General features: G+C 69.1%; 20 protein-coding genes. 13 read left to right on the top strand and 7 right to left on the bottom strand.

The window, feature by feature from the left end; translation table 11 throughout:
* Positions 1–5: 5 nt before the first annotated feature.
* Entirely contained in the window at positions 6–1,175 is a 1,170-nt protein-coding gene (locus VFR90_RS11955) for a zinc-dependent alcohol dehydrogenase (protein ID WP_326406362.1), read from the bottom strand.
* A 261-nt stretch (positions 1,176–1,436) separates the two neighbouring features.
* On the opposite strand from VFR90_RS11955, the gene VFR90_RS11950 reads away from it, so the two are divergent.
* A complete protein-coding gene (locus VFR90_RS11950; protein WP_326406361.1) occupies positions 1,437–2,288 on the top strand; it encodes an alpha/beta hydrolase in 852 nt (283 codons plus the stop codon).
* Between the two features lie 90 nt (positions 2,289–2,378).
* Positions 2,379–3,653, top strand: a complete 1,275-nt coding sequence (locus VFR90_RS11945) for a sialidase family protein (RefSeq protein WP_326406360.1) — start codon at positions 2,379–2,381, stop codon at positions 3,651–3,653.
* A 463-nt stretch (positions 3,654–4,116) separates the two neighbouring features.
* On the opposite strand, the gene VFR90_RS11940 is transcribed toward VFR90_RS11945, so the two are convergent.
* Together VFR90_RS11940 and VFR90_RS11935 are read right to left on the bottom strand one after the other, a co-directional pair.
* Positions 4,117–7,104 carry an RNA-directed DNA polymerase gene (locus VFR90_RS11940; RefSeq protein ID WP_326406359.1) on the bottom strand — a complete coding sequence of 996 codons (2,988 nt, stop codon included), beginning with the start codon at positions 7,102–7,104 and terminating at the stop codon, positions 4,117–4,119.
* A gap of 471 nt (positions 7,105–7,575) precedes the next feature.
* Positions 7,576–8,553 carry a 5'-nucleotidase gene (locus VFR90_RS11935; RefSeq protein WP_326406358.1) on the bottom strand — a complete coding sequence of 326 codons (978 nt, stop codon included), beginning with the start codon at positions 8,551–8,553 and terminating at the stop codon, positions 7,576–7,578.
* Positions 8,554–9,065: 512 nt separating this feature from the next.
* Between VFR90_RS11935 and VFR90_RS11930 the strand changes: the two genes are divergently transcribed.
* Together VFR90_RS11930 and VFR90_RS11925 are read left to right on the top strand one after the other, a co-directional pair.
* Positions 9,066–9,614: a hypothetical protein gene (locus VFR90_RS11930; RefSeq protein ID WP_326406357.1), complete on the top strand. Its 549-nt coding sequence runs from the start codon at positions 9,066–9,068 to the stop codon at positions 9,612–9,614.
* Positions 9,615–9,672: 58 nt separating this feature from the next.
* Positions 9,673–10,284 (top strand): hypothetical protein, encoded by a 612-nt coding sequence (locus VFR90_RS11925; RefSeq protein WP_326406356.1) that lies wholly within the window; start codon positions 9,673–9,675, stop codon positions 10,282–10,284.
* A 41-nt stretch (positions 10,285–10,325) separates the two neighbouring features.
* Here VFR90_RS11925 and kefC read toward each other — a convergent pair whose 3' ends face one another.
* Together kefC and kefF are read right to left on the bottom strand one after the other, a co-directional pair.
* Entirely contained in the window at positions 10,326–12,155 is a 1,830-nt protein-coding gene (kefC, locus tag VFR90_RS11920) for a glutathione-regulated potassium-efflux system protein KefC (protein ID WP_326406355.1), read from the bottom strand.
* Between the two features lie 74 nt (positions 12,156–12,229).
* Complete coding sequence (kefF, locus tag VFR90_RS11915; RefSeq protein ID WP_326406354.1) at positions 12,230–12,877, bottom strand: glutathione-regulated potassium-efflux system oxidoreductase KefF; 648 nt, start codon at positions 12,875–12,877, stop codon at positions 12,230–12,232.
* A 133-nt stretch (positions 12,878–13,010) separates the two neighbouring features.
* Here kefF and VFR90_RS11910 point away from each other — a divergent pair, with 133 nt between their 5' ends.
* The 4 genes from VFR90_RS11910 to VFR90_RS11895 all read left to right on the top strand — a co-directional run bounded on the left by VFR90_RS11910 (position 13,011) and on the right by VFR90_RS11895 (position 16,876).
* A complete protein-coding gene (locus tag VFR90_RS11910; protein WP_326406353.1) occupies positions 13,011–13,673 on the top strand; it encodes a nucleotide-binding protein in 663 nt (220 codons plus the stop codon).
* On the top strand, positions 13,670–14,125 hold the full coding sequence (locus tag VFR90_RS11905) for a MaoC family dehydratase (RefSeq protein WP_326406352.1): 456 nt from the start codon (positions 13,670–13,672) through the stop codon (positions 14,123–14,125). The genes VFR90_RS11910 and VFR90_RS11905 overlap by 4 nt, the downstream gene beginning before the upstream one ends.
* 99 nt (positions 14,126–14,224) lie before the next feature.
* Positions 14,225–14,959 carry a response regulator gene (locus VFR90_RS11900; RefSeq protein WP_326406351.1) on the top strand — a complete coding sequence of 245 codons (735 nt, stop codon included), beginning with the start codon at positions 14,225–14,227 and terminating at the stop codon, positions 14,957–14,959.
* A 33-nt stretch (positions 14,960–14,992) separates the two neighbouring features.
* Positions 14,993–16,876: an ATP-binding response regulator gene (locus VFR90_RS11895; protein ID WP_326406350.1), complete on the top strand. Its 1,884-nt coding sequence runs from the start codon at positions 14,993–14,995 to the stop codon at positions 16,874–16,876.
* A gap of 112 nt (positions 16,877–16,988) precedes the next feature.
* On the opposite strand, the gene VFR90_RS11890 is transcribed toward VFR90_RS11895, so the two are convergent.
* Positions 16,989–17,681 carry a response regulator gene (locus VFR90_RS11890; protein ID WP_326406349.1) on the bottom strand — a complete coding sequence of 231 codons (693 nt, stop codon included), beginning with the start codon at positions 17,679–17,681 and terminating at the stop codon, positions 16,989–16,991.
* Positions 17,678–19,237, bottom strand: a complete 1,560-nt coding sequence (locus VFR90_RS11885; RefSeq protein ID WP_326406348.1) for a histidine kinase — start codon at positions 19,235–19,237, stop codon at positions 17,678–17,680. Before VFR90_RS11885 ends, VFR90_RS11890 begins: the two co-directional genes overlap by 4 nt.
* 189 nt (positions 19,238–19,426) lie before the next feature.
* Between VFR90_RS11885 and VFR90_RS11880 the strand changes: the two genes are divergently transcribed.
* The 5 genes from VFR90_RS11880 (at position 19,427) to mch (ending at position 26,551) form a co-directional block, all read left to right on the top strand.
* Positions 19,427–21,853, top strand: coding sequence for a TonB-dependent receptor (locus VFR90_RS11880; RefSeq protein WP_326406347.1), 2,427 nt, complete (start codon positions 19,427–19,429; stop codon positions 21,851–21,853).
* Between the two features lie 264 nt (positions 21,854–22,117).
* Positions 22,118–23,155: a beta-ribofuranosylaminobenzene 5'-phosphate synthase family protein gene (locus VFR90_RS11875; RefSeq protein ID WP_326406346.1), complete on the top strand. Its 1,038-nt coding sequence runs from the start codon at positions 22,118–22,120 to the stop codon at positions 23,153–23,155.
* Between the two features lie 22 nt (positions 23,156–23,177).
* The gene (locus VFR90_RS11870) at positions 23,178–24,146 is read left to right on the top strand and encodes an NAD(P)-dependent methylenetetrahydromethanopterin dehydrogenase (RefSeq protein ID WP_326406345.1); all 969 of its coding nucleotides are present in this window, start codon (positions 23,178–23,180) and stop codon (positions 24,144–24,146) included.
* Between the two features lie 160 nt (positions 24,147–24,306).
* Positions 24,307–25,458 carry an ATP-grasp domain-containing protein gene (locus VFR90_RS11865; protein ID WP_326406344.1) on the top strand — a complete coding sequence of 384 codons (1,152 nt, stop codon included), beginning with the start codon at positions 24,307–24,309 and terminating at the stop codon, positions 25,456–25,458.
* A gap of 31 nt (positions 25,459–25,489) precedes the next feature.
* On the top strand, positions 25,490–26,551 hold the full coding sequence (mch, locus tag VFR90_RS11860; protein WP_326406343.1) for a methenyltetrahydromethanopterin cyclohydrolase: 1,062 nt from the start codon (positions 25,490–25,492) through the stop codon (positions 26,549–26,551).
* The last annotated feature ends 8 nt before the right edge of the window (positions 26,552–26,559 follow it).

Raw genomic sequence — 26,559 nt, 5'->3', positions numbered from 1 at the left:
GGTCCTCAGGGCTTGAGCACGACCTTGATGCAACCTTCCTTCTTGTCGCGGAAGGTCTTGTACATCTCGGGTCCGTCGGCGAGCGACTCGGTGTGGGTGATGACGAAGGTCGGGTCGATCTGGCCCTGCTGGATGCGGCGCATCAGGTCGTCGGTCCAGCGGTTCACGTGGGTCTGGCCGGTGCGCACGGTGAGGCCCTTGTTCATCAGCATCCCGAAGGGGATCTTGTCGACCAGGCCGCCATAGACGCCGGGGACCGACAGCACGCCGGCCGGCCGGCACACGTAGATCATTTCGCGCAGCACGTGCGGCCGGTCGCTCTCGGCCATCACGGCCTGCTTGGCGCGGTCGTAGAAGGTGTCGACCGTCGAGCCGACGTGCGACTCCATGCCGACCGCGTCGATGCACTTCTCCGGGCCCTTGCCGCCGGTGAGTTCGTTCAACCGCTCGACGACGCTTTCCTGGTCGAAGTTGATCGTCAGCGCGCCGCAGGCCTTGGCCATGCTCAAGCGATCGGGCAGGCGGTCGATCACCACCACCTCCTTCGCGCCGAGCAGGATCGCCGCACGCGCGGCGAACTGCCCGACCGGCCCGGCGCCCCAGATCGCCACCGTGTCGGTGCGCTGGATGTCGCACTGCACCGCCGCCTGCCAGCCGGTGGGCAGGATGTCGCCGAGGAACAGCACGCTCTCGTCGCTCATGCCATCGGGCACCTTGACCGGCGCGACGTCGGCATACGGCACGCGGATGTACTCGGCCTGGCCGCCGGCATAGCCGCCGGTCAGGTGCGTGTAGCCGAACAGGCCGGCCGTCGTGTGGCCGAACACCTTGTCGGCGATGTCCTTGTTGCGGTTGCTGCGCTCGCACACCGACCAGTTGCCCCGCTGGCACTGCTCGCATTCGCCGCAGCAGATGGTGAAGGGCACGACGACGCGGTCGCCGACCTTCAGCTTCTTGTTGCCCGAGCCGACCTCGACCACCTCGCCCATGAACTCGTGCCCCATCACGTCGCCGGCTTCCATGCCGGGCATGAAGCCGTCGAACAGGTGGAGGTCGGAGCCGCAGATCGCGCAACTGCTCATCTTGATGATCGCGTCGCGCGGCTCCTCGATCTGCGGATCGGGGACCGTGTCGTAGCGGATGTCGTGCTTGCCGTGCCAGCAGAGGGCTTTCATGAGGTGCTCCAGGTCTGGGCCTCACAGGAAACGCGAAGCCATGCGGGCTGTTCGGCAATCGACGTTCCGAGCGGTCGGCCCGCCCGAGGCCGGCACGCCGGCCCTCTCGCGGCCCGCACGTCGCGGCTCGCGTCGTCAGGCCGAGCTGGCCAACAGGCGCGCCGCGCCATCCCTCGGTCGGCTTGCGGCGGTGCGCGCTGCGGCTTGCCGCCGGCGGTGCCCGACCCCTAGAGTCGCCCGCATGCCGCCCCCGCCGTCCCGATGCGCCTGACGCGCGCGCTGCCCGTCCTGCTCGCGGGCCTGCTGCTGGGCGGCTGCGCCATCGTCGACTACGAGCAGCGCCGCTGGATCTTCATGCCGACCAAGCAGGTCCAGCCGCGAGCGGCGGCCGCGGCGCTCGGCATGCAGGACGTGTGGATCGACTACGTCTCGGCCCACCCCGAGCACACCGGCGCCGCCGTGCGCCTGCACGGCCTGTGGCTGCCGCAGGCCGAGGCCGCCGCGCCGGTGCTGCTGTTCCTGCACGGCACGCGCTGGGACGTGCGCGCCAGCGCGCCGCGCATGCGCCAGTGGCACGCGCTGGGCTTCTCGGTGCTGGGCGTCGACTACCGCGGCTTCGGCCGCAGCAGCGACGCCCTGCCGTCCGAGACGATGGCCATCGAGGACGCCCGCGAGGCCTGGGCCTGGCTCAACCGCACGCAGCCGCAGTCGCGCCGCTACATCGCCGGCCACTCGCTCGGCGCGGTGATCGCCGTGCAGCTCGCGCAGCAGGTGAGCGACGAGCGCGGCGTGATCGCCGAAGGCGCCTTCACCTCGGTCGTCGACGTGCTCAACAGCACGCGCTGGGGCTGGCTGCCGATCCAATGGATGATCACGCAGCACTTCGACGCGGGCTCGCGCATCGCGCAGATCGGATCGCCGGTGCTCGTGATCCACGGCGCCGACGACACGATGGTCTCGCCTCGACTCGGCCGCGCGCTGTACGAGCGGGCGGTGGAGCCGAAGCGCTTCCTGCTCGTCGAAGGCGCGGTGCACGAGGACACCGACGTGGTCGGCCACCGGCACTACCGTGAAGCCTTGCACGAATTCTTCGGGCTGGGCCGCTCGCCCTGAGCGCCGCCCCGGGCCGGCGTGCGCCGCCGCAAGAAAACGCCTGTTGTTCCGCTGATCGCGCGGTGACGCGCATGCCGACCATGCGCGCCCATGCAGTCATCGAAGCACGTGCGGCACGGGCCTTCCGGCGTCATCACCCGCTTCGTCGCGACGGCGCTGGCCGCCTTGCTGAACGCGTGCGGCGGCGGCGGTGCGGACGAAGCGCTGACGTCTTCGAAGGCCACCGCCACCGTGGTGGTGCGCGCGCCGCAAGGCACGCTGCTGCAAACGACGTGGAGCGCCTATCCGCGCCTCGTGCGCCTTGCGCATCAGGCCGACCCGGCGCGCAACGGCCGCATCGTCGCTAGCCTGACCGAGTTCGACGGCGGCGTGCTGCAGGCCGGCTTCCACGCCAGCGGCCACGACGGCGCCACCTTCACGCGGCTCGGCACGCTGCACGATGCCGCCTTCGCCGGCGGCCTGTGCTGCGGCACGCTGTTCGAGATGCCGCGCACCGTCGGCGCGCTCGCGGCAGGCACGCTGCTCTACGCCGCATCGGTCGGGCAGGACCAGACCGGCGCCGCCATGGAGCACCTCATCTTCCGCAGCGACGACGGTGGCGCGAGCTTCCATCGCATCGCCGGTGCCGCCTGCGGCAAAGCGGCCGTGCCGCGCCGGCCCGGCGCCGACGGCTCGGGCGTATGGGAGCCCGAGTTCCTGATCGCCGCCGACGGCCGGCTCGCGTGCATCTACTCCGACGAGACCGAGCCCGGCTATTCGCAGGTGCTGAAGATCACCTCGACGACCGACGGGCTCACCTGGACCGCGCCGCACGTCATCGTCGCCGGCCCCGACGCCACCGACCGGCCCGGCATGGCCGTCGTGCGGCGGCTACCGAGCGGGCGCTATGCGATGAGCTACGAGCGCTGCAGCACACGGCGGCTGGATTGCACGGCGTACCTGCGGTTCTCCGACGACGGGCTCGACTGGGGCGCACCGGCGACGAGCGGGTTTCAGCCGCGCACCGCCGACGGCCACGTGCTGCGGCATGCGCCGACGATGGTGTGGGTGCCGACGGCGGGGACGGCGCACGGGGCGCTGTTGCTAATCGGGCAGCTCGTCAGCGTCGAGGGCGGCGGCGTCGATGCGGCGGTCAACGGGCATTCGATGTTTGTCGACGACCGTGGGGATGGCAGCGGGCCGTGGCGGCTCGTCGCGGCGCCGATCGGCTTGCCTGTGGCGCCGGCGGTGGGGAACTGGTGTGAGAACTACAGCACGCAGTTGCTGCCATCGAGCGATGGGACGGGGCTCGTTTCGCTGCAGACCGACTTCGATGACGAAGGCAAGTGTCTTGCTCGGCACGGTCGAGGTGCCTTAGCGAATTGAGGTCGGTTGTCTACGCGTTGCAAGACGACGAAAACAACGTCAATGTGCTCGCGCTGCAGACGCTGCAACCGATTCAAATGTGTTCGATGCCTCGCGCGACGTTCGTGCGCCTTGGAGAAAGGGGCGACGTGGGAGTAGGCGGGAACGTATTTCGATTGCGTGTCGCGATCGCGGATGCGGCGGTGGGGGTGGAGGCGGGGACGCTTGGGTGGCAGGGGTCGTAAGCAATTGATTAGGCCTAATGGTGGGACGACTGCTTAAGACTGAGTGCTGACAGTCGACTTGAGGCACTGAACGTCAGCAGTTGCGGCAAGCGTTCGTTGACCAATTTGGGAGGCCAGCCGATCAATGTCGAACGCCGACGTTCAGTCGAAGATACGGCGGGGTCCGAACGTGTCATTGATCAGGTGGTCCGTGCGTAGTGCACGGGCTTAACGTGCCACCTTTAAATCCGGCGCCGCAACTACTTTCGTAACGTCGACATAACATAGCCGATGGGGACAGGTTTGAATTGGGCGTTCTTAACCTTGCGGCGTTGCTCGGCTCGAAGTTGCTTGTAGTCAATCTCGCCGAGAACGTAGTAGTCACTCACGCCCCCCTTTACCTGGACAACGTCTCTTGCGTAGCCTTGACTGGCGGGGGCCCTAATTCGGCTGTCGCCATATTTTCGGTTGTTGGTCTGTACAACAAAAGCGTGCAAGTCATTGGCGGCGGACTCAACGAGAGACGCGAACGTTCTCGTGTCGGGGTTCCACTCCAAGACGAATAACGCATCGACCTCGCCTCTTAAGTCACGCCGGTGAGAGATGTTCGTGAGATCGCTGCAGATTAGCGGGGAGAAGAAGAAACCGCAATGTCCGTATACCGTAGGACGGGCTTTGGCTCCGGTGGGCTTGAAGAGCCGGTCACTCCCGCCTAGCAGCTTTCTGAGCTGCAGGCGCTCGCCATGAGATGGTTCAAACTTCGGCTGGAGTACCACGATGCTGCTTGCGTATCCCGGCCAGAAGGTGGTCAATGACACGAGGCAATCGTTTCGCATCCGCCGGGTGACTCGATCACGATGGTATTCAACACCGGCCAGCAGGGACACGCCATTGGTTGCGAGCTTGCGCGCGGCTCGGAGCGCCCAGCGCAGAGGAATGCTCAGCTCCGGCATGACGATATAGTCGGGACGCTTTGGCTCTTTCAGGATGCGATTGACTAGCCCATTAAATGCCACGTAGCGTGCCCCTGAACGATCTTGCTTTCCCCGTACCGCAGCTTCCCATTGCGCATCGGTTGTTTCCAAGCTGGTCACGGCGATTCGAATGCGCTCTCTTGGCTTACCAGGTGCGACGAAGTTCGAGATTGGAGACCCATCATCATTCGGGGCGAAGCCTAGGGATCGCGAGGACACAACTTCCGCACCCCGAAGAAATCGAATCACATTCCGAAAGAGAGCCGGATCAGACAGGACAGCGGGTGCCACCAAGCCCATCTCGTCAATGCGGAGAGGTCGCGTGGGGAAAGCCAGCGCGGGCCAATGCGGCACTTTGAGATCAGTCGCCTCCAGCCGAAAGCGGCGTATCGCTCCAAGGCGCAACTGTCGACGGACCTCCAGCTCGCGCGGCACCTTTGGTCCAATCTCATCTGCATGCTGATCTTGAAACCAGTGCTCCTTATACGGTCGACGACCCCAATCAGCGAGCAGTACCTGCTTTACCAGCGTGTCAAGCCCTCGAACCGTCGACGGCACCCTCAAGCCGCGACTCAGCACCTTCAGTTTGCGAAGTACACCCAGGTACCCTGAACTTAGTTCAACGATCCGTAGCGTCGCGGCCTGCAGTCCAGCTTGCAGTAACGCGTTGGCGTACTGCTGTAGGCAGAGTTCGAAGGCCTGCTTGCTGTCGACCCGGCCGAGCGTCGTCGTCGCACGCAGCAGATCAGCGATCGTCGAGATATCCGTGATAAGTCTCTTGGCCTCTTTCACATCCCCGCAACTTAGCATGAGGCCGAAGACGCGCGGGATATAGCCAACGAATTCAAAGAATCCGCTGGGGGTAACGACATGTCGACTGACGAGTCCATAGAACTCTTTACGAATCGGTCGCCATGAGTTCGGACGTAAGTCGGCGGCGTACGTTTCAATGTCACTGAGCAGAAGTGAAAACCCGAGTCGACGCACCGAGACAACATCCGCCTTTCTGAGCGCATCTGCCTGCAAGGCCGCGTTTGGCGTGGCAAGAAGAGCCCGCGAAGCCATCGCAATGCCGGTCTCGGGGACTGCCGGCAAAAGGCGGTATTCGCTTGACTGCTGTCGTATCTGATCTCGAACGTGATGCACCAGATCGGAGCCATGTGCAGACGAAAGCGCGAAGACTTTCTGCTTCGGACTGGCGAAGACGAGTTCTGAATCCCTCGCGTACGGCAGCTGAAGAGTGAGTGAACCAGGGCCACCATCGTTCTTTTTTACTTTAACCAGCGTTGAAAGAGTCTCCGCAATTCGACCTGTGACGCGCTGAGCACCGTAGTCGTCGCCAGAGGCCTTCAGCACCAAGAAGATGTCGTCAACATACCTGCCATAGTAGATTGGCTCAAGCTTTGCGATTACCGTTTGATCAAATTCCGCCAAGAGAACATTGGCGATGATCTTCGATGCGGACAGTCCAACGGGGATGGCGCCCTGGGGGCGAACTTCGAAATCTGGGGTGTTTCGATACCAAGAATTCATCGCGTCGAGGAGCCGCTCTGTGAAAAGACGCTCCGTTGGCGACAGATGCAGTTGCACAAACTCTAGAAACCTGGGCCTCAACAGAAATTTCGGCGAGACACGGTGGTAGAACTTCTCAATGTCCATCGTGATGGCCAGAATGCTCTCTCCTGCCTCAAGAGCACTCTGCATTGACGAAAGACCTCTCTCCCTCCAATCTCGGTAAGCCGAGAAATACGGTGCGAACAGGCCTGGTGTCGAAAGATTAACGTTAGGCGCTTTGGTTCGATCATCGTTTGACCGGCCGTGAGACCTTCGAAGGCGGTTGCCGAACGAAGTCTTACGATCAAGTGTGGCATCAAACAAATGTCCAACAAAAATGATCCACAGCGCAGAAATGATCTGAAAATCGACAGTCGGTCTAATTACCAAACGGAGAGACGCGCGTGCGGGCTCACCCGACTCATTGAAGCGATGCTGCCAATCCTGCCGCGGATCGAGGGCCCGAAAATGGCCATCGTCATTTGCGTCCCATGGGCCGCAGTCGACAGACTTTGGCAGATACGCATGATCGCCGAGAAAGCTTAGGTCGGCTTGCCAGTCTGGCTTACGTGTCACCAGCCGGGCACGGAGCTTTCGAAGGTTTGCATCAAGCGCCTGCTCGTACTTCGTGAAGGCGAGAGCGTGAAAGTGAGTGTTCTCATAGAACGCCTCAGCCTTCGCTTTTCGGTAGGCAACGTACAAGTTGCCGAGACTGAACATCTCTGTCTGAGTTGTTGACATGGGCCTACGTCTTTCTTCTCTTTGGCGAGTTGGCCACCATGTCGACCAATGGCAATCGGCCCTACGGTAGGTTGCTCTAAGAAATCGGGGGAATTTTCAGCGTGTCTGCGCTGCAAGACTTGCATTGAGTCATCTAATACTGATGACAGTGAGCTTCGTGTTTGAACTTAGGGTTCTTATGGCGCGGCTTCGGCACTGGTGTGTTCTGGGTCATCAATTCACCTACAAGAAACTCGATCTCGTCGAGCGGAACACGCACGTCCTTCGCGATTGTGCCTCTTGTGACGCCGGACTTCCATATCTCTTCAACACCACCTCCCAGAGAAATGATTTCTCACAGGGTAGGCCGCAAACGTGCAAGCTACCGCAGCCTAGGCCTGCATTCGACCAGAATCGGCCCGCCTCGAGAGTCCACATTTAGGCTAGCCAGCCCCCGATATGCGGTCTGCTTCATCGATATAGACTCAAATCGTCTGCACTGGGAACTGCCGATCTGTGCAGTTCTTCGTTCCTTATGCCAAAAGGGATAAGGACCGACGGCGTTGTTGCGGCGGCAGGTTCTAGATGAGAAAGCTGGTCGTCGAAGAAGATGTGCGGCTTGAGCACGTCTAGTACCCGCTTCTTCTCGATTCCTCCCAGCAGGAAGAGCTCGGCCGCTCCAAATCCCCACTCGTGAAGCGATGTGATCATTCGCTCATTGGCCGGCGCGTTCCTGGCCGTGACGATAGCGACACGTAGTGCTGGTATATATGACGGATCTTCAAGGGTTCGGCGCGCCTCTAGCTTTTGAAAGAACCCAATTTTTGTAAAGAGGTCCTTGAGCGGGCCTGGGTCGTGTGGCCTACGCGCGTGAGTCACTTCGTGCTCGTGGAAGTCGCCGAGGTGATCTCGCTTGGCATAAACACGTTCGGATTCGTCATTGGCTAACACACCATCAAAGTCGAAGGCAATCCGGAGCTCATGATCTGTAGCATCGTCTTCTTGCTTTGTTGGCAAGACTAATCCAGCTGGAAAACCACGAAGCGTCGCGTCTACTACGTCCCCGCGCTGAACACTCAAGAAGAGTGATGCGTTGAACGCGCCGATGTAGTGGTGCGGCGACTGCCCGGCCAGGAATGCCCCCCTTGAGATTCCAAGTCCATAGTGCTTGCAGGTCCGAAAGAATCGTTGACCAGTGTCCGCACTATTCCTCGAAAGCACTACTACCTCAACGGGCATCTGGTCAGGGTACAACTCATTAAGGCGAAGGAGCCGTCTAATAAATGGAAATGCGACCCCTCGACCAAATGGCTCGTCTAATCGGGCAAGCTGGTAGTTTCTGTAAGCCTCGACGCCTTCCTTGTCGAAAATAGAGTTAGCGTCATCCATGGCAAATACCGCGCTACTGGACACGGCAATCACAAGCTTTTTCTCTATCGGATAGGGCATGCGCCGATACTATCTTCGCTCGTAGGGCTCGTCATCCAGGGATGCACCGCCTTTGTCCCCCGGTGTGGACGCGGCCCGCTGTACCGACGCTCTCGTCTATGAGTTGAGCAGCCCACTTTGCCAATAAGTCCTTAACGGTGACCGTAGATGTCCGCTGCCGCTGCGCAACTATCGAACGCTCGCCGGCTGAGCGACGGCGACTGGTCGGGAGTGCCGTTCGTGCGGTCGAGAAACGGTTGCCGAGACGATCCGGACCGGCTTGTGCGTGCACTACGACCTTAGTGCCTCGTACAGCTGCCGTTTGTGTTGTCGCCGATCGGCGCGCCGAACGACCGCCTGATGGCGGTGAGCGTGAGTGCATCCACCGACCGCCAACGACAACAACCGCTGCAGAGCGGCCACTGCTTCCCGCTGGCAGAACGACGGAAGCCACAGCAGCACCATCACTCGCGACTTGCCACCCGCTGCTCCATCAGCGACATTCGCAATTCGCGAATAGCGAATGACCGCAGATGGACCTCAAGCCTCAAGACCTCCTCGTGCTGCTGAAGGTGGCCGCCCACCCGCCGCAGCGCTGGACTTATGCCGCGCTTGGGGAAGCGCTTGCCATGAGCGCGTCCGAAGTGCACGGGAGCGTGAAGCGTGCGGTGGCATCGGGCTTGGCGGTCGCACCCTCGCGCGGGGAGTGGTCACCGGTGCGGCCGAACCTGCTGGAGTTCGTGTTGCACGGCGTGCGCTACGTCTGGCCGGCCACGGCCGGGCCGGTCAAGCGCGGCGTGCCGACTGCGTTTGCTGTCGAGCCGCTGGCGGAACTGCTGACGGCAACGCCCAAGGAGGCGCCGGTATGGGCCCACCCGAACGGCAGCGCCAAAGGGCCGACGCTTTCACCGCTCTACCGCACGGCACCGCAAGCCGCGTTGGCGGACGCCGCGCTGCATCGCCTGCTCGCCCTGTTGGACGCCTTGCGCATCGGCCGGGCGCGCGAGCGCAGCCTGGCGGCCAAGCTGATGGAGGCCGAACTGATGCGAGCTGATTCAGCGGTGGCCGATGCGGGCGGATGACCCGAACCTGCCCTACCTGCGCCGCATCGCCGAGGCGCTGGGCGAGCTGCGCGAGCCCATGGTGTTCGTCGGCGGCGCCGTGGCGGGCCTGCTGGTGACCGATCCGCTGGCCGACAGCGTTCGAGCCACCCGTGACGTGGATGCGGTGCTGAACGTCAGCCGGGCAGGCTTCCATCGCATCGAAGAAGCGGTGGCGCAGCGCGGGTTCGCGCGCGACATGCACAGCGATGTGATCTGCCGCTGGGTGCACAAGGATTCGGGCGTGCTCTTCGATCTGATGCCGGTGCAACCCGACGTACTCGGCTTCTCGAACCGCTGGTATCCCTATGCGGTCGAGACCGCCGAGCCGGTGGAACTGAGCCCGGGCGTCTCCATCCGGTTGATCAGCGCGGTCGCTTTCGTGGCGACCAAGCTGGAGGCCTTCGCCGGCCGTGGCGGCGGCGACTTCCTGAGCAGCCACGACATCGAGGACGTGCTCAACATCGTCGATGGACGCGAGGAACTGGTCGAAGAGATCGCCGCCGCCCCCGTCGAACTGCGGCAAGCGGTGGCCGAGGCCTTTCATCGGCTGCTGACCCACCCGGATTTCGCGAACGTGCTGCCGGGCCTGATCGCCGAGCCCGAACGTGCGGGCCTGATCACACAGCGCCTGCATGCCATGTGCCGATGAACAACCATCGAAAACACCCCTCGGCACGCGCGACCGACGCCCTACTCCCCCCACCCCTCCCGCCGCCTCTCCTCCCGATCCGCCCGATCCTGCGCAAACAACTCCTCCAGCTGCTGCCGCCCCGCCTTCGCCATCGAAATCACCTTCGCCTGATCCTTCCGGTGCGGCAGCATCTCTTCCAGCTGATCGACGTTGTGCTTGCGAAACCGCATCGCCAGCGTCCGCGCGCGGTGCGGCTCCCAGCCCATCAGTTCGAGCACGCTGCGCGCGGTCTGCAGTGAGCTGTCGAGGATCTCGCGCTCCGCGTGCTGCACGCCGCGTTCGCGCAGTTCGTACCAGTGCTGCACGTTGCGCGCGCGGGCGACGACCTTCAGGTGCGGGAAGTGCTCGCGCGCGAGGTCGACGACCTTGAGGCTTTGCTCGACGTCGTCGATCGCGACGACCAGCACCTTGGCCTTCTCGGCGCCCGCGGTGCGCAACAGGTCGAGCCGGGTCGCGTCGCCGTAGTAGACGGTGAAGCCGAAGCGGCGCAGCACGTCGATGGCGTCGGCGTCCAGCTCCAGCACCGTCGGCTGGATGCCGTTGGCCACCAGCAGGCGCGTGACGATCTGGCCGTAGCGGCCGAAGCCGGCGACGATCACCGGCGCGTCCTGCGGCTCGTCGATCTCCTTCATGCGCGGCGTGCGGGCCTCGCGCGCGGCGCGCGCCGCGGTCCAGCGGTCGGTGGCGATCAGCGCCAGCGGCGTGAGCAGCATCGAGATCGCGATCGCCGCCACCAGCAGCGAGGACGAGGCCGCGTCGATCACGCCGGTGCCGGCCGCCGTCTGGAAGACGACGAAGCCGACCTCGCCGCCTTGCGCGAGCAGCACGACGTAGGTCGGCCGCTCGCGCGCCGGCACCGGGACCGCATAGGCCATCGCCACGAGCACCAAGGTCTTCAGCGTCAGGAAGCCGGCGACGATCGCGGCGACGACCAGCGGCTGCGCGGCCACCACGTCGAAGTCGATGCTCATGCCGATGGCGATGAAGAACAGCCCGAGCAGCAGGCCCTTGAAGGGCTCGAGGTCGGTTTCCAGCTCGCGCTTGTATTCGCTCTCGGCGAGCAGCACGCCGCCGAGGAAGGCGCCGAGCGCCATCGACAGCCCCACCCACTGCATCAGCGCCGCGACGCCCACCACCAGCAGCAGCGACGCGGCGGTGAAGATCTCGGGCGTGCGGCTGCGGGCGATCCAGCGCAGCAGCGGGCGCAGCAGCAGGCGCCCGCCGAGCACGATGGCGACGACCGCGCCGAGCGCCTGCGCGCCGGCGAGCCAGCCGCCGCCCTGCTGCTGCACCGCGCCGACGGCCAGCAGCGGCAGCAGCGCGAGGATCGGGATCACCGCCACGTCCTGCAGCAGCATCACGCTGAGCATGCTGCGGCCCGACGAGGTGCCCAGCAGGTTGCGCTCCTGCGCGATGCCAAGGCCGGTGGCGGTCGACGAGTCGGCCAGGCCGAGCGAGGCGACGAGCGCGAGGCGCCAGTCGACGCCGAGGGCGACCGCCACGCCGGTCATCAGCGCCGCCGAGCCAAACAGCTGCACGCTGCCCCAGCCGAAGATCGGCCGGCGCATCGACCACAGCCGGCGCGGCTCCAGCTCCAGGCCGACGAGAAAGAGCATCAGCACGACGCCGAACTCGGCGAAGTGGAGGATCGTCTGCGGGTCGCTGACAAGGCCGAGCCCGAAGGGCCCGATCAGCAGGCCGGCGGCGAGGTAGCCGATGATCGATCCGAGCCCCAGCGCCTTCGACAGCGGCACGACGACGACCGCGGCGCCGAGGAAGATCAGGCTGCTGGTGAGCCAAGGCGAGACGCTCGCGGCCTCGACGCTCATGAAAGCCCCCTCGGGCCTGCGGCCCGTCCCCCCGCGGGGGAGTTCGCGCTCGGGAGACCCTCGCCGCTCGCCGCTCACGGCGTCACCTCCTCGGCCATCACCGCGTCGCTCGGCCGCTCGTTCGCCGGCACCACGCAGGCCGGGCAGTTCAGCACGTCGTCCATTTCGGGCCAGGCCGGGTAGCTGCGCAGATGCTCGACGAAGCGCGCGACGTGATCGCCGACGGCCTCCGGCGTGGCCGTGTGCGCGCCGTGCAGCACCAGCGGCGGCAGGAAGCGCAGGCCGCACAGCGCGGCCGTCTGCTCGCAGGGCGGCAGGAAGGCGTCGAAGAAATAGCGGTTGTAGCCGTCGGGTCGGTAGGCGGCTTCGGAGCCCCCGGTCGAGAGCACGAGCCAGAGATCCTTGCCCTTCAGGGCCGTGCCGTTCGCGCCGTAGGCCCAGCCGAGCGCGAGCACGTCGTCGAGCCACAGCTTCATCAGCGGCGGCATCGCGTACCAGTGCACCGGGTGCTGCCAGACGATGAGATCGGCGCGCGCCGCGTGCTCCTGCTCGGCGGGCACGTCGATGACGTAGTCGGGATAGAGCGCGTACAGGTCGCGCACCTCCACGCTGTTGGCGCCGGCGGGGCCGGCGGCGACCTCGCGGGCCGCCTTCAACAGCGCGCGGTTCACGCGCGACTGGCGCAGATCGGGGTGGGCGCAGAGCACCAGGACACGGGCCATGACGATCCTTCACATCGAGCCGGCATGCGCCGCGCGGCACCTGCCGCCGCGGCGAGGTGCCCGCTAACATCCGGCGCGCATTCTCCGGCCCGGCCGTGAATGCGCCGCCGAGCGGTCCTGCAAGGAGCAAGCCATGCCTGTCTTCGTGGTCGCCAATCCCAAGGGCGGTGTCGGCAAGTCGACGCTCGCGACCAACCTTGCAGGCGCGTTGGCGCGCCAGGGCCACGCGGTGATGCTCGGCGACATCGACCGCCAGCAGTCGTCGCGCACCTGGCTGAAGCTGCGGCCCGAAGGCGTGCCCGCCATCCGCAACTGGGACGTGAGCGCCGACGCGATCGCCAAGCCGCCGAAGGGCACGACGCACGTGGTGCTCGACACCCCCGCCGGCCTGCACGGCAGGAAGCTCGACGAGGTGATGAAGATCGCCGAGCACGTGCTGGTGCCGCTGCAGCCGAGCATCTTCGACATCTACGCGACGCAGGCCTTCATCGCCGACCTGGTGGCGCGGCGCCGGCACGCGGGCGTCGAGGTCGCGGTGGTCGGCAACCGGGTGCGCGAGGGCAGCATCTCGGCCGGCCAGCTGCAGAGCTTCCTCGCGACGCTGGGCGTGCCGCTGCTGGGCGCGCTGCGCGACACGCAGAACTACGTGCACCTGGCCGCGCGCGGGCTGACGCTGTGGGACGTTGCGCCGAGCCGTGTCGAGAAGGATCTCGAACAGTGGCAGCCGATCCTGCGCTGGGCCGGCGGCGACCGTGCGGCCCGCCCGGCGCGCAACCTCGAAGGCGCCGCCGCGTGAAGCTGCGCTTCGAAAGGCTCGCCGAGCTGCACGACCGCGTCGGCGAGAGCCTGGGCAGGAGCGACTGGATCACCGTCGATCCATCGATGATCGAGCGCTTCGCCGATGCGACGCTCGACCACCAGTGGCTGCACGTCGATGCGGAACGCGCGGCCGCCGGCCCCTTCGGCACGACCATCGCGCACGGCTTCCTCACGCTGTCGCTGCTGCCTGCGTTCTTCGACACCGCCTTCGAAATCGCCGACACGAAGATGGGCATCAACTACGGCCTGAACCGCGTGCGCTTCACCGACGTCGTCCCGGCGGGCAGCCGGCTGCGCGCGCACTTCAAGCTGTTGGCCTTCGACGCGATCGCCGGCGGCGCGCAGATGGTGGTCGAGGCGAGCATCGAACGCGAGGGCGCGACCAAGCCGGTGTGCGTGGCGGAGTCGGTGACGCGGCGCTACGTTTAGCGCGCGCTTCGGCCCGCCGCGCCGATCGTCTTAGGGAGCCTCGAAACACCCCCCATCGCTACCATCGCCGCCACTACAACATTCAGGAGGAACACGGCGATGAAGGTGCTGCTGATCGACGATCACCCATTGATCCTTTCGGCGCTGAAGGCCGTGGTGCAGGGCTTCGGCGAGAACGTGGAAGTCAAGGGTGTCGAGACCGCCGCCGCGGCGCGCACGAGCCTCGCGGCCGATGCCGACTTCGACCTCGCGCTGCTCGACCTGCAGCTCGGCGACGCCGACGGTTTCGAGCTCCTCGGCGAGCTGCGCAACACCTATCCCGCGCTGCCGATCGTCGTGGTGTCGGCCAGCGACCGCACCAGCGACGTGATCCGCTCGATCGACATGGGCGCGATGGGCTTCGTGCCCAAGCGCGCGAGCAACGAGACGCTGCTCGAAGCGCTGCGGCTGGTGATGTCCGGCGGGATCTACGTGCCGCCGATGAGCATGGACTCGACCGGCGGCACGACCAACCCGCGGCCGATGAACCCGTCGCTGGCCTCCCACGCGGTCGGCCACCACGCGAGCCAGGGCGGCTTCCAGAAACCTCCGACGCTCGCCGGCCTGGGCTTGACGCCGCGCCAGACCGACGTGCTCGCGCTGTTGCTGCAGGGCAAGCCGAACAAGCTGATCGCGCGTGACCTGAACGTCTCGGTCGAGACGGTGAAGGACCACGTCGCCGCGGTGCTGCGCGCGCTGAACGTCAGCACGCGCACGCAGGCGGTGCTCGCGGTTGGCCAGATGCAGCAGCAGTCGGGCGGAAGCCTCCCTTCGTGGCAGCGGCCGGCGCGCTGAGCGGCACCGGCGCCGCGCCGTGAGCCCGGGCCGATGAACGCCCTGCCGTCGCCGGCGGTCCTCGCGCCGAGGCGCGACGCCGCCGCCGTCGGCGAGCGCATCGACGCGGCCGAGCTGCGGCCCGACGTGGTGCGCAGCATCTACGGCCAAGCCTCGCCGGCGCTGTGGGCCTACCTGCTCGGCGGCGTGCTGCTGGTGGCGATCTTCGCGGGCGTCGCGCCGCGCGCGCAGCTCGTGGCGTGGAGCGCGAGCTTCGCGCTGGTGTGGCTGGCGCGCTGGGGGATCGTGCGCTGGTACGCGCGCACGCCGCATGCGCGGCGCAACGCCGAGGCCAGCGCCTGGCTCGCACGCTGGTGCGCGGGCGCACTGGCGGCCGCGGCGGTCTGGGGCCTCGCGGCCTGGTTGTTCTACGGCCTCGGCCGCACCGCGCAGCAGGCGACGGTGATGCTGCTGATCTACAGCTACTGCGTGGGCGCGATCCAGCTGCTGGCGTGGACCTACCGCGTCTTCATCGGCTTCCTGTCGCTGTGCTTCGTGCCGCTGATCGCGCGGGTGCTGCTGAGCGGCGATGCGGACCGCATCGCGCTGACCGTGCTGCTGATCGTCAGCTACATGATGGCGCTCGCGCTCGCCTGGACCTACCGCCGCGTGTTCGAGCGCGCGATCGTGCTGAAGGTGCGCAACGAGCGGCTCGCCGCGCAGCTCAAGGTCGAGAAGCAGATCGCCGACGAAGCCCGGCAGGTCGCCGAGACCGCGAACCGCGCGAAGACGCAGTTCTTCGCCGCCGCGAGCCACGACCTGCGCCAGCCGCTGCATGCGATGGGGCTGTTCGCCGAGGCGCTGCGCGCGAAGCTCAGCGCGCCGCAGCCCGGCGGCAGCGGCGGCGGCAACGCCGAGGTGCTGCACCTCGTCGGCAGCATCGACGCCTCGGTCGACGCGCTCGAAGGCCTGTTCGGCGAGCTGCTCGACATCACCAAGATCGACACCGGCGGCGTCGAGCCGAGGCCGGTCGACTTCTCGCTGCGCGAGCTGTTCCGCCGGCTCGCGCTGCAGTACGAGCCGACGGCTTTCGAGAAGGGCCTGGCGCTGCGTTTTCGCGGCCACCACCGGCACGTGTTCGGCGACCCGGTGCTGGTCGACCGCATCGTGCGCAACCTCGTCAGCAACGCGATCCGCTACACGCGCGACGGCGGCATCCTGGTGGGCGCTCGGGTGCGCGCGGGTCGCGTGCTGATCCAGGTCTGGGACACCGGCGTGGGCATCCCGAAGGCCGAGCAGCCGCGGGTGTTCGACGAGTTCTACCAAGTGCAAGGCGGCGGTGCGGACGCCCCGCTCGATGCGCATCAGGCCAAGGGCCTGGGCCTGGGCCTCGCGATCGTGCGCCGGCTCGCGCTGTTGACGGACGCGCCGCTGTCGCTCGCCTCCGAGCCGGGGCGCGGCACGGTGTTCACCGTGTCGCTGCCGCAGGGCAAGCCGCCGCCACCGAGCCTCGCGCCGGCGCCGATCGCCGCAAAGCCGGTGCTCGGGCTGACGCTCGAGCATCGCCGCATCGTCGTCGTCGAGGACGAAGCCGCGGTGCGCGAAGGCCTGAGCCTGCTGCTCACCGGCTGGGGCGCCGCGGTGCAGAGCTTCGAGACGGCCGCGCGCCTCGAAGCCTGGCTCGCCGGGCCGGCGGCCACGAAGCCGGACCTCGCGATCGTCGACTACCGCCTGCCCGAGGGCCGCACCGGCCTCGACGCGCTGGCCGCGCTGCGCGCGGCCTTCGCCGCGCCGCCGGTGCCGGCGATCGTGGTCACCGGCAGCACCATCGGCGGCCACGAGGACGAGGCCGCGGCGCACGACTTCCACCTGCTGATCAAGCCGGTCGCGCCGACCAAGCTGCGCGCGATGATCGCGTTCAAGCTCGGCTTGAAGTGACCCACCCGCGTTGCGGCTTCGCCGCTCCGCCTCGAGGGGGCCGCCGGCGGACCGGCGGAGCCGGATGCGCGGCGGCTGCTCGCTTGCCCCGGCTCGCGAGGCCGCTGCTTCTTCAGTACCCGTCGATCAGGCCCTGCTCCTTCGCATAGCGCAGCAGCTCGACCGCGCTGCCCACGCCCAGGGTGTGGCGGATGCCGGTCTGGTAGTTGGCGACGGTCTTCGCCGAGAGCCGCAACGTCTGCGCGATCTCCTCGACGCTGCGGCCGGCGATCAGTTGCTGGAGGATGTCGAACTCGCGGCTGGAGAGCCGGGTGTGCGGGGGCTGGCCGGGCGCGCGCGCGGCGGCGGACGCGAGCGCGACCATGTCGGGCGACAAGGCGATCTCGCCGCGCGCCGCGCGCCGCACCGCATCGACCAGCACCTCCGGCGCGCTGCTCTTGGTGACGAAGCCGGCCGCGCCGGCGCGCAGGCACTGGTCGAGCATCGCGGCGCTGTCGTGCATTGTGAACACCAGCACCGGCAGCTCGGGCAGGCGCGCGGCCAGGCGGCTCAGCAGGTCGAGCCCGCTGCGCCCGGGCATCGAAAGGTCGAGCACCAGCAGGTCGGCCGCCGGCGCCGATGACGCCGACGCCACGGTGAGCGCCGAATAGGCCGCATCGGCGTCGCCGAACTCGGCGACGACGGCGATGTCGGGCTCCAGCTCGAGCAGCCGTCGGTAGCCGGCGCGCACCACGGCATGGTCGTCGGCCAACGCGACGCGCAGCGTGCGGCTGCGCAGCGGGGCCTCGGGGAATCGAGGGTTCATGAGGTCGAGGTCGTCGTGGTCGTCGTGGTCGTCGGCGCGGCGCACGCAGCCGCAGGCGACGGGCTTTCGAGGGCGCCGCGCGCGGGCACGGGAATGGCCAGCGTGGCGCGCAGCCGCAGCCCGGGCCAGTGGCCGGCGTCGAGCCGCCCGGCGCGGCAGGGCTCGATCACCAGATCGCCGCCGGCCGCCCAGATGCGTTCGCGGATGCCGGCCAGGCCGTTGCCGCGCGGGCCGGCACGCGCGCCGTCGAAGCCGCGGCCGTCGTCCTCGACCTGCCATGCGATCCGCGCCGCGCCGCCCTCGCCCGCCGCGCCGGCGATGCGCACCGCGAGCCGCGCCTCGCGCGCCTGCGCATGGCGCGCCACGTTGGTCAGCGCCTCCTGGCTGATGCGGTAGACGCACAGCACCAGCTCGCGCGGCAGCGGCAGCTTCGCGACGGCATCGTCGAGCTCGAACCGCAGCTCGAAGCGGGTGGACTGCCCCGGCGACTGCGCCCACGCGGCGACGAGCGCTTCCAGCAACCCGCGCAGCCGCTCGGCGCTTTCGAAGGCCGGCGCGCCGCCGCTCGGCGCCGAGCCGAGCAGGCCGGCTTCGCCCAGCGGACGCAGCCGGCCGAGCAGCGCACGCACCTCGGCCTGCACGCGGCCGCACTGCTCGCTCATGCCGGCGACCACGGCACGCAGCTCGGGCTCGTCGGCGAGCCGGCGTTCGAGCCAGGCGGCGTCGACGCGCAACGCGGTGAGGTGCTGGCCGAGCTCGTCGTGCAGCTCGCGCGCGAGGCGGCTGCGCTCGTCCTCCTGCAGCGTGTGCACCTGCGCGGCGAGCTGGCGGCGCTGCGCCTCGGCCTCGTCGAGCGCGCCGCCCAGGTGGCGCAGCGCGCCGGCGATCGCCTCCAGCTCGCGCACCGGCATCGTCGGCAACGCGCGCAGCGCGCGGCGGTCATGCCGCTCGACGCGCTCGATCGCCGCGAGCAGCGGCGCGAGCGGCCGGAACGCGCGCTGCATGCGCCAGCGCATCACCAGCAGCAGGAGGCCGCTGCAGCCGGCCAGCAGCAGCATCGATTCGATCAGCTGCGCCGAGGCCTCGCGCTGTTCGTAGTCGTGCGAAGCGGTCCACTGCGCCTGCCAGGTGCTGCCGTCGGGCCGCGGCAGCGCGATGCGCACGCTGCGGTCGGGCGGCGGCGGGAACAACCGGTCGGCCAGCGCCGCCAGCGCGGCGAGGCCGTCGTCGCGCGGCACCGGGTCGGCGAGCGCGAGCCGCACGCGCCCTTGCGCATCGACCAGCCGCAGCGTCAGGTGCCGCGAGCCTTCGCGCGGCGCCGAGTCGCCGCTCGCCGGCGCGCGTTCGAGCGACGCGCGCAAGGCCGCGATCAGCGCGGCGTCGTCGAGCTCGTGCGCCGAGGCCAGCAGCGCGCTGCTGCGCGCGAGCGCGATCGCGCCGGCCAGCTCGTCGCCCATGTCGGCGCGTGCGCGCCACAGGCCCAGCAGCAGGCCGAGCAGCAGCGCGAGCGCGACGACCGCGAGCGCGCCGCGCATGACCGCGCCGGGCAGGTCCATCGGCGCCTTCGCGGCTGCCGCAGGGGCCGGCGCGCTCGGTGTTTCTCCGGGGCCGGCCGGGCCGAGGTCGGGAGGCTTTCCCGTCGAGTCCACCGAGATCGACCTCACAAAATCGCCCGCGCCCCGCACCGCGAGAGACGGCCGACGAGGCGCCGCAGACCCATAACGACGAGAGACGAGATCCCCACCATGGCGTTCGATTCACCCTGCGCACCGGCCGCGAGCCGGCTTGTTTCCCTGCGGCGCGGCCCGTGCCGCGCGCACCCCTCACCGCGTGCCGGCCTGCCGCCCAGCGCATCACGATGGCCGAGTCTGCATGCACTGGCAAGTGCGGCGGCGCTCGCGGTCGCCGGCTTCGCGGGCCACGGGGACGCGGCGGCGCAAGCCGCGGCCAACACCGCGGCCGGCGCGACGCAGCTCGATCGCGTCGAGGTGATCGGCGTCTCGCCGCTGCCCGGCCAGGGGATCGACCGCGATCTGCTGCCCTACTCCACGCAGGTGATCCGCCGCGGCCAGCTCGACGACGCGCAAGGGCAGACGCAGGTGGACTACCTGAACCGCCGCGTGCCGGGCGTGCAGATCAACGACATCCAGGGCAGCCCCTACCAGGGCGACCTCACCTACCGCGGCTTCCGTGCCTCGCCGCTGCTCGGCGCGGGACAGGGGCTGTCGGTGTTCCTCGACGGCGTGCGGATCAACGAGCCCTTCGGCGACGTCGTCAATTTCGACCTGGTGCCCGAGTTCGCGATCGGCACGATCTCGCTGGTGCCCGGCGCGAACCCCGCCTTCGGCCTCAATTCGCTCGGCGGCGCGCTGTCGTACACCACGCTCGACGGCCGCAGCGCGCGCGGCGTACGCGCCGAGGTGCAGGCCGGCAGCTTCGGCCGCCGGCGCGTCGATGCGAGCTACGGCACGAGCAGCGATGCGGGCTGGCACAGCTTCGTCGCCGCGTCGGGATTCCGCGAGGACGGCTGGCGCGACGCCTCCGAAGGCAAGCTCGGCCAGGTCTTCGCGAAGATCGGCCACGACGACGGCAGCACCAGCTGGAGCCTCGGCGTGCTCGGCGGGCGCAGCAAGCTCGTCGGCAACGGGCTGCTGCCGGCCTACACGATCGACGACACCGAGCTGGCGCCCGACCTCTACGTCTCGCGGCGCGAAGCCGTCTACACCTTCCCCGACGAGACCGAGAACAAGCTCGGCCAGGTCGCCTTCAACTTCCAGCACGCGCTCGACGCGAACGGCTCGATCGCCGCGCTCGTCTACGTGCGCCGCAGCACGCGCGACACCCTCAACGGCGACGAGGCCGAGGAGGAACCGGTGGATGCCGACGACCCGAACGCCGCCTTCAACACGACCGGCACGCGCCAGACGGGCTACGGCGCCGGCCTCAGCTATGCGCGCAAGAGCGGCGCGCACCAGTGGCAGGTGGGTGCGTCGGTGGACACCGCGAAGGTGCGCTACCGCCAGCTCGAGCGGGAGGGCTTCTTCACGCCGGAGCGCGGCGTGATCGCCGATGAGGGCGAGGAGGCGGAGCTGTCGGCCAACGTCGAAGGCAAGACCACGAGCTTCGGGCTGTTCGTCACCGACACGTGGTCGCTCACCGGGCAGACGCATCTCACCGCGACCGCGCGCTACAACCGCTCGACCGTGAGCAACCAGCTCACCACGCGCGACGACGACACCGACGTGCTCGAAGCCAAGCCGAACGAGCGCTTCACCTACAACAGCGTCAACCCGGCGATCGGCCTCGCGCACCGGCTCGGCGCCTCCACGCGCACGCCGACGCTCTACGCGAACCTCGCGCGCAACACGCGCGTGCCGACCGTCATCGAGCTCGGCTGCGCCGACCCGGAGGAACCCTGCCGACTGCCTTCCGGCCTGCAGGCCGACCCGTACTTGAAGCAGGTGAAGTCGACCACCGTCGAGGCCGGAGCGCGCTGGCCGCTGGCCGAGGGCATGCGGGTCAACCTCGCGCTTTACCGCACCGACAACCGCGACGACATCCTGTTCCGCAGCACCAGCGTCACCGGCCAGCTCGGCTACTTCGCCAACTTCCCGAAAACGCGCAACCAGGGCCTCGATGCCGAGTTCGCGCTGACGCGCGGGCCGCTCGACCTGGGCGTGGGCTACAGCTTCCTGCAAGCCACCTACGAGGCCGACGGCGTGCTGCGCCAGGGCGAGCGCAACGTGACGATCACGCCCGGCACCCGCATCGCCGGCCTGCCGCGCCACACGCTGAAGCTGGCGGGCGACTGGCGCATCGGCGCCGGCTTCAGCGTCGGCGCGGACCTGCAGGCGGTCGCAAGCCGCACCGTCTCGGGCAACGAAGACGGCCTGCTCGAAGACCCGGAAGACGGCGAAGCGCCCGAGGCCCGCCGCCTGAAGATCCCCGGCTACACGCTGGTGAACCTGCGCGCCGCCTGGAAGGCGACGGCGAACGTGGAGCTGTTCGCCAACGTCAACAACGTCTTCGACAAGCGCTACGAAACCTTCGGCGCGCTTGCCGAGACGGTGTTCACGCCCACCGGTGCCTATGCCGGCGACGAGGCCGACGCGCTGTTCGTCGCGCCCGGCGCGAAGCGTTCGTTCTTCGTCGGAGCGCGCCTGAAGTTCTGACGCGAGCCGCTTGCAGTCGTCCCTCGAGTGGGGCGGATCGGGTGGCGCGACGGCCGCCCGGTCGCCCACCGTTGTGCCCCGGCGGTCGGCCGACCGCCGGGGCTTTTTTCCACCGGGACGGGACAGTCTGTGCGCGCTTCGGCACAGCGGCCGCCAGAGCGCGGACTTTGGAACACGCGGCGGCGCAGGAACAGGGTTTGCTCGCAGGTCGCGCCATCGCGCCACCCGCTACGGTCGGCCGACCCGCCCGATCCGCCCGATCCGATGAGCTCCCCGAACCCCGCCAACGACACCCGGCACGACGGCCGCTGCGTCGCCGTGCGCGCGCCGGGCCGGCTGCACCTCGGCTTCCTCGATCCTTCGGCGACGCTCGGCCGGCGCTTCGGCAGCCTGGGCCTGGTGATCGACGGGCTCGAGACGGCGGTGGAGCTGCGCGCCGCGGCGACCGCGCAGGCCGTCGCGGCCGCGGGCATCGATCGCGCCGAACTCGATCGCGCCGCGTCGCACCTCGCGTCGCTGCAGCGAGCGGCCGGCCTCGACGCGCCGCTGCAACTGCACCTGGCCGCCGCGCTGCCGGCGCACGCCGGCTTCGGCTCGGGCACGCAACTCGCACTCGCGGTCGGCCGCGCGTTCTGCGCCTGGCACGGGCTCGACTGGCCGACCGAGCGCATCGCCCGCCTGCTCGGCCGCGGCACGCGCTCGGGCATCGGCATCGCCGGCTTCGACCGCGGCGGTCTGCTGCTCGACGGCGGCCCCGGCGCCGACGGCAGCCCCGCGCCGCTCGTCGCGCGCATCGAGCCGCCGCCGGACTGGCGGGTGCTGTTGATCCTCGACGGCGCCGAGCGCGGCCTGAGCGGCAGCGACGAAAAGCAGGCGATCGCCGCGCTGCCGGCCTTCGGCCGCGAGCACGCCGCCGCCGTCTGCCACGAGGTGCTGATGCGCGTGCTGCCGGGCGCCGCCGGCGGCGACTTCGCCGCCTTTTCGGCCGGCATCGCGGCGGTGCAGAAGCTCGTCGGCGGCCACTTCGCGCCGGCGCAGGGAGGCCGGCTCTATGCGAGCGCCGCGGTGCAGCGCGCCTGCGACTGGCTCGCCGCGACGCGCGGCCTCGCGACCGGCCAGACCTCCTGGGGCCCGACCGGCTTCGCGCTGCTGCCCTCGAAGGCCGAGGCGGACGCCGCGGCTGGCGCCCTGCAGGCGTCCGGCGTCTGCGCCGCGACGCTTGCGCTGCGCATCGTCGCCGCGCGCAGCCGCGGTGCATCGATCACGCACCGCGCCGCGGGCACCCCGGCGCCTTCGTCTTGACGACCCGATCCTTCGAGCCCCCATGAGCAACGTCACCATCCCCGACCGCCGCCGCAGCTTCGACCGCCCTTTCGTGCTGCACATGTTCACGCCGGGCAAGCAGATGAGCCCGTTCGACATCAACATGGCCGCCGACGCCGGCTACCAGCTGCTGCCGACCTACAGCGAGGTGACGCTCGCGAACGTCGCGGGGCTGACGCAGGACGCGATCTTTTCGCGCGGGCCGAAAGGCGTCGGCCGCACCGCGATCTTCATCGGCGGGCGCGACGTGATGCTGGCGGCCGACATGATGGACGCGGCGCGCCGCGCGATGGTCCCGCCCTTCGTCGTCTCGGTGATGGCCGACCCGAGCGGCTCCTTCACCACCGCGGCGGCGCTGATCGCCTGCGTCGAGCGGCAGCTCGAGAAGCTGCACGGCATCGACCTGAAGGGCAAGCGCGTCACCATCCTCGGCGGCGCCGGCACCGTCGGGCGCATCGCCGGCGTGCTCGCGCATCGGGTCGGCGCGCACGTCCGCCTTTCCAGCCACCTCGGCCTCGACGCGGCGAAGCGCGCGGCCGACGAGACCAACGCGCGCTTCGCGAGCGGCTGCGAGGGCGTCTCCGGCGCCGATGCGCGGGCCGTGTGCGATTCGATCGCCGATGCCGACGTGGTGCTCGGCTGCGCGGCGGCGGGCGTGCAAGTGCTGTCGGCCGCCGACCGGGCGGGCGCCAAGCAGCTGCTGGTGGCCGCCGACATCAATGCGGTGCCGCCGATGGGGCTCGAAGGCGTCGGCGTGATAGACAGCGGCAAGCTGCTGAGCGCACCGGGCGGCGGCTACTCGCAGACGGTGGGCATCGGTGCCCTCGCGATCGGCAACGTCAAGTACCAGACGCAGCACCGGCTGCTGACGCAGATGCACCGCGCCGGCAGCGACGGCGAGCCGGTGAACCTGAGCTTTGTCGAGGCGCTGACGATGGCGCGCGAGTTCCTCGCCGAATCGGCGGCCTGATGGTGCTCCGCCCCGTCGCGGCTTCGCCGTGGCCCCGCGGCGCCGGAGGACCGGCGGCGCGACCCTTGGGGGCGCCATGGGCGGACCGGCGAAGCCGCATCCGCGGCGCCGGCGGGGCGGGCCGCGGCAACGGGCGGGAGCTCGTCGGCAACCGGCGCCGATGACGGCGCGCGGCGACACGCTGGTGGTCGCGGCGCGCTCGGCGCGGCTGCTCGCCGAAGCGGCAACGCGCGAGGGCTTTCGCGTCGTCGCGCTCGACGTCTTCGGCGATCTCGACACGCGGCGCGCCGCGCACGAATGGCAGTCGATCGCGAGCGACGCGGCGCACGGCGTGCCGGCGATCGACGGCGCGAAGCTCGTCGCGGCCCTCGCCGCCCACCGCAATGCGCTCGGCTGGATCGCCGGCAGCGATCTCGACGGCCGGCCCGATGTGCTGCAAGCCGGCGCCGGCGCGCTGCGCCTGATCGGCAGCACGCCGGCCGACGTGCGACGCGTGCGCGACCCGCGCGGCTTCTTCGGCTTGCTCGAGCAGCTCGGGCTCGCGCATCCCGAGACGGCCTTCGAGCCGCCGTCGCATCACGGCGGCTGGCTGCGCAAGCACGCCGACGGCTGCGGCGGCTGGCACATCCGCCGCGCCGCTGCGGCGGATGCGAGCCCGGCGGCCACGGCCTACTTCCAGCGCGAGGCGCCGGGCACGCCGATGTCGGCCCTGTTCGTCGCGGCGCTCGTCGGCCCGGGGGCGCTGCGCCATCGGCTCGTCGGCATCAACCGGCTGATCGTGCGGGCGTTCGGCGCGCATCCGTACGTCTATCGCGGCGCGATCGGGCCGGTCGGCTTGCCGGCCGCGGCGATGCGCGCGCTGCGCGAGGCGATCGATGCGCTCGTCGAAGCCTTCGCGCTGCGCGGGCTGGCAAGCCTCGACTTCCTGTGGCACGACGGCCGTGCCTCGCTGCTCGAGATCAATCCGCGCCCGTCGGCGAGCATGGCGCTCTACGCGGCCGAGCCGCTGATGCGCTGGCACCTGCAGGCCTGCGGGCTTGCGGCGCACGAGGCGCCCGACGTCGCGGCCGTGCCGGATGCCGGTGTCGCGGGCATCGAGACCGTGTTCGCGCGGCGCGCCTTCACGCTCACCGGCGAGCAGGCCGGCGCGCTCGCCACACGCGCCGACGCCTGCGACCTGCCGGCCGCAGGCAGCCGCTTCGAAGCCGGCGATCCGGTCTGCAGCCTCGCAGCACGCGACGCAAATGCCGCCGCGGTGCAGCGCACACTCACCGCCAGGCGCCAGGCGCTGCGGGCCTGGCTGGCCGCCTGAACCACGACATCGAAAGACGAGCGAGACGAGCATGAGCAGCGATCCCCATCCTTCGCCGACGCCGACGCAGGCAGCGTTCGCGAGCAGCCCCTTGAGCGTCAACCGCAGCGCGCAGGCGCTGCTGCAGCGGCTGGTGGACGACGCCGAGCGGCTGCGCGTGGGCGTCGCCCTCCACCCGAGCGGCGTGCGCATCGTCGATGCAGGCATCGCGATGCCGGGCAGCGTCGAGGCCGGACTGCTGGTCGGCGCGATCTGCATGGGCGGGCTGGGCAGCGTCTCGCTGCGCAGCGCGCTCGCGCCGGTGGCCGACGGCTGGCCGACCTGGCTGCAGGTGTCGAGCAGCCAGCCGGTGCTCGCCTGCCTGGCGAGCCAGTACGCCGGCTGGTCGCTCGCGGCGAGCAAGGAGGAGACCGGCGGCAAGAAGTTCTTCTCGCTCGGCTCGGGCCCGGCGCGCGCGCTCGCGTGCAAGGAGGAGCTGTTCAAGGAGCTGGGCTATCGCGATCCGGTCGCGCGCGCGGCCGGCGCCGAGGCGCCGAGCGGCGTGCTGGTGCTGGAAGTCGATCAGCCGCCTCCGCAGGTGGTGATCGACAAGGTGCTGAAGGATTGCGGCCTGAGCGCCTCGCAACTCAGCTTCGTGCTGACGCCGACCAAAAGCCTCGCCGGCACCACGCAGGTGGTGGCGCGCGTGCTCGAAGTCGCGCTGCACAAGGCGCACGAGCTGCACTTCCCGCTCGAACGCATCGTCGAGGGCAGCGCCAGCGCACCGCTGCCGCCGCCGGCCGGCGACGGCCTCGCCGCGATGGGCCGCACCAACGACGCGATCCTCTACGGCGGCCGGGTGCAACTCGTGGTCGACGCCGGCGACGACGAGGCGCGCCAGCTCGCGAAGCAGCTCCCTTCGCTCAACTCGCGCGACTACGGCCGCGGCTTCGCCGACATCTTCAAGGCCGCCGACTACGACTTCTACAAGATCGACGGCGCCCTGTTCGCGCCGGCGGAGGTGTGGGTGTCGAGCCTGCAGTCGGGGATGACCTGGCATGGCGGCAGGCTGAACCTGGAGCTGCTGCGCGGGCAGTGGCTGGGCGAGGCCTGACGCCGCGG

This window comes from Methylibium sp. (assembly GCF_035762065.1).
Classification (GTDB): Bacteria; Pseudomonadota; Gammaproteobacteria; order Burkholderiales; family Burkholderiaceae_C; genus Methylibium.
Note: the sequence above shows the minus strand (reverse complement) of the source record. Positions and strands in the feature narration are given on the sequence as shown.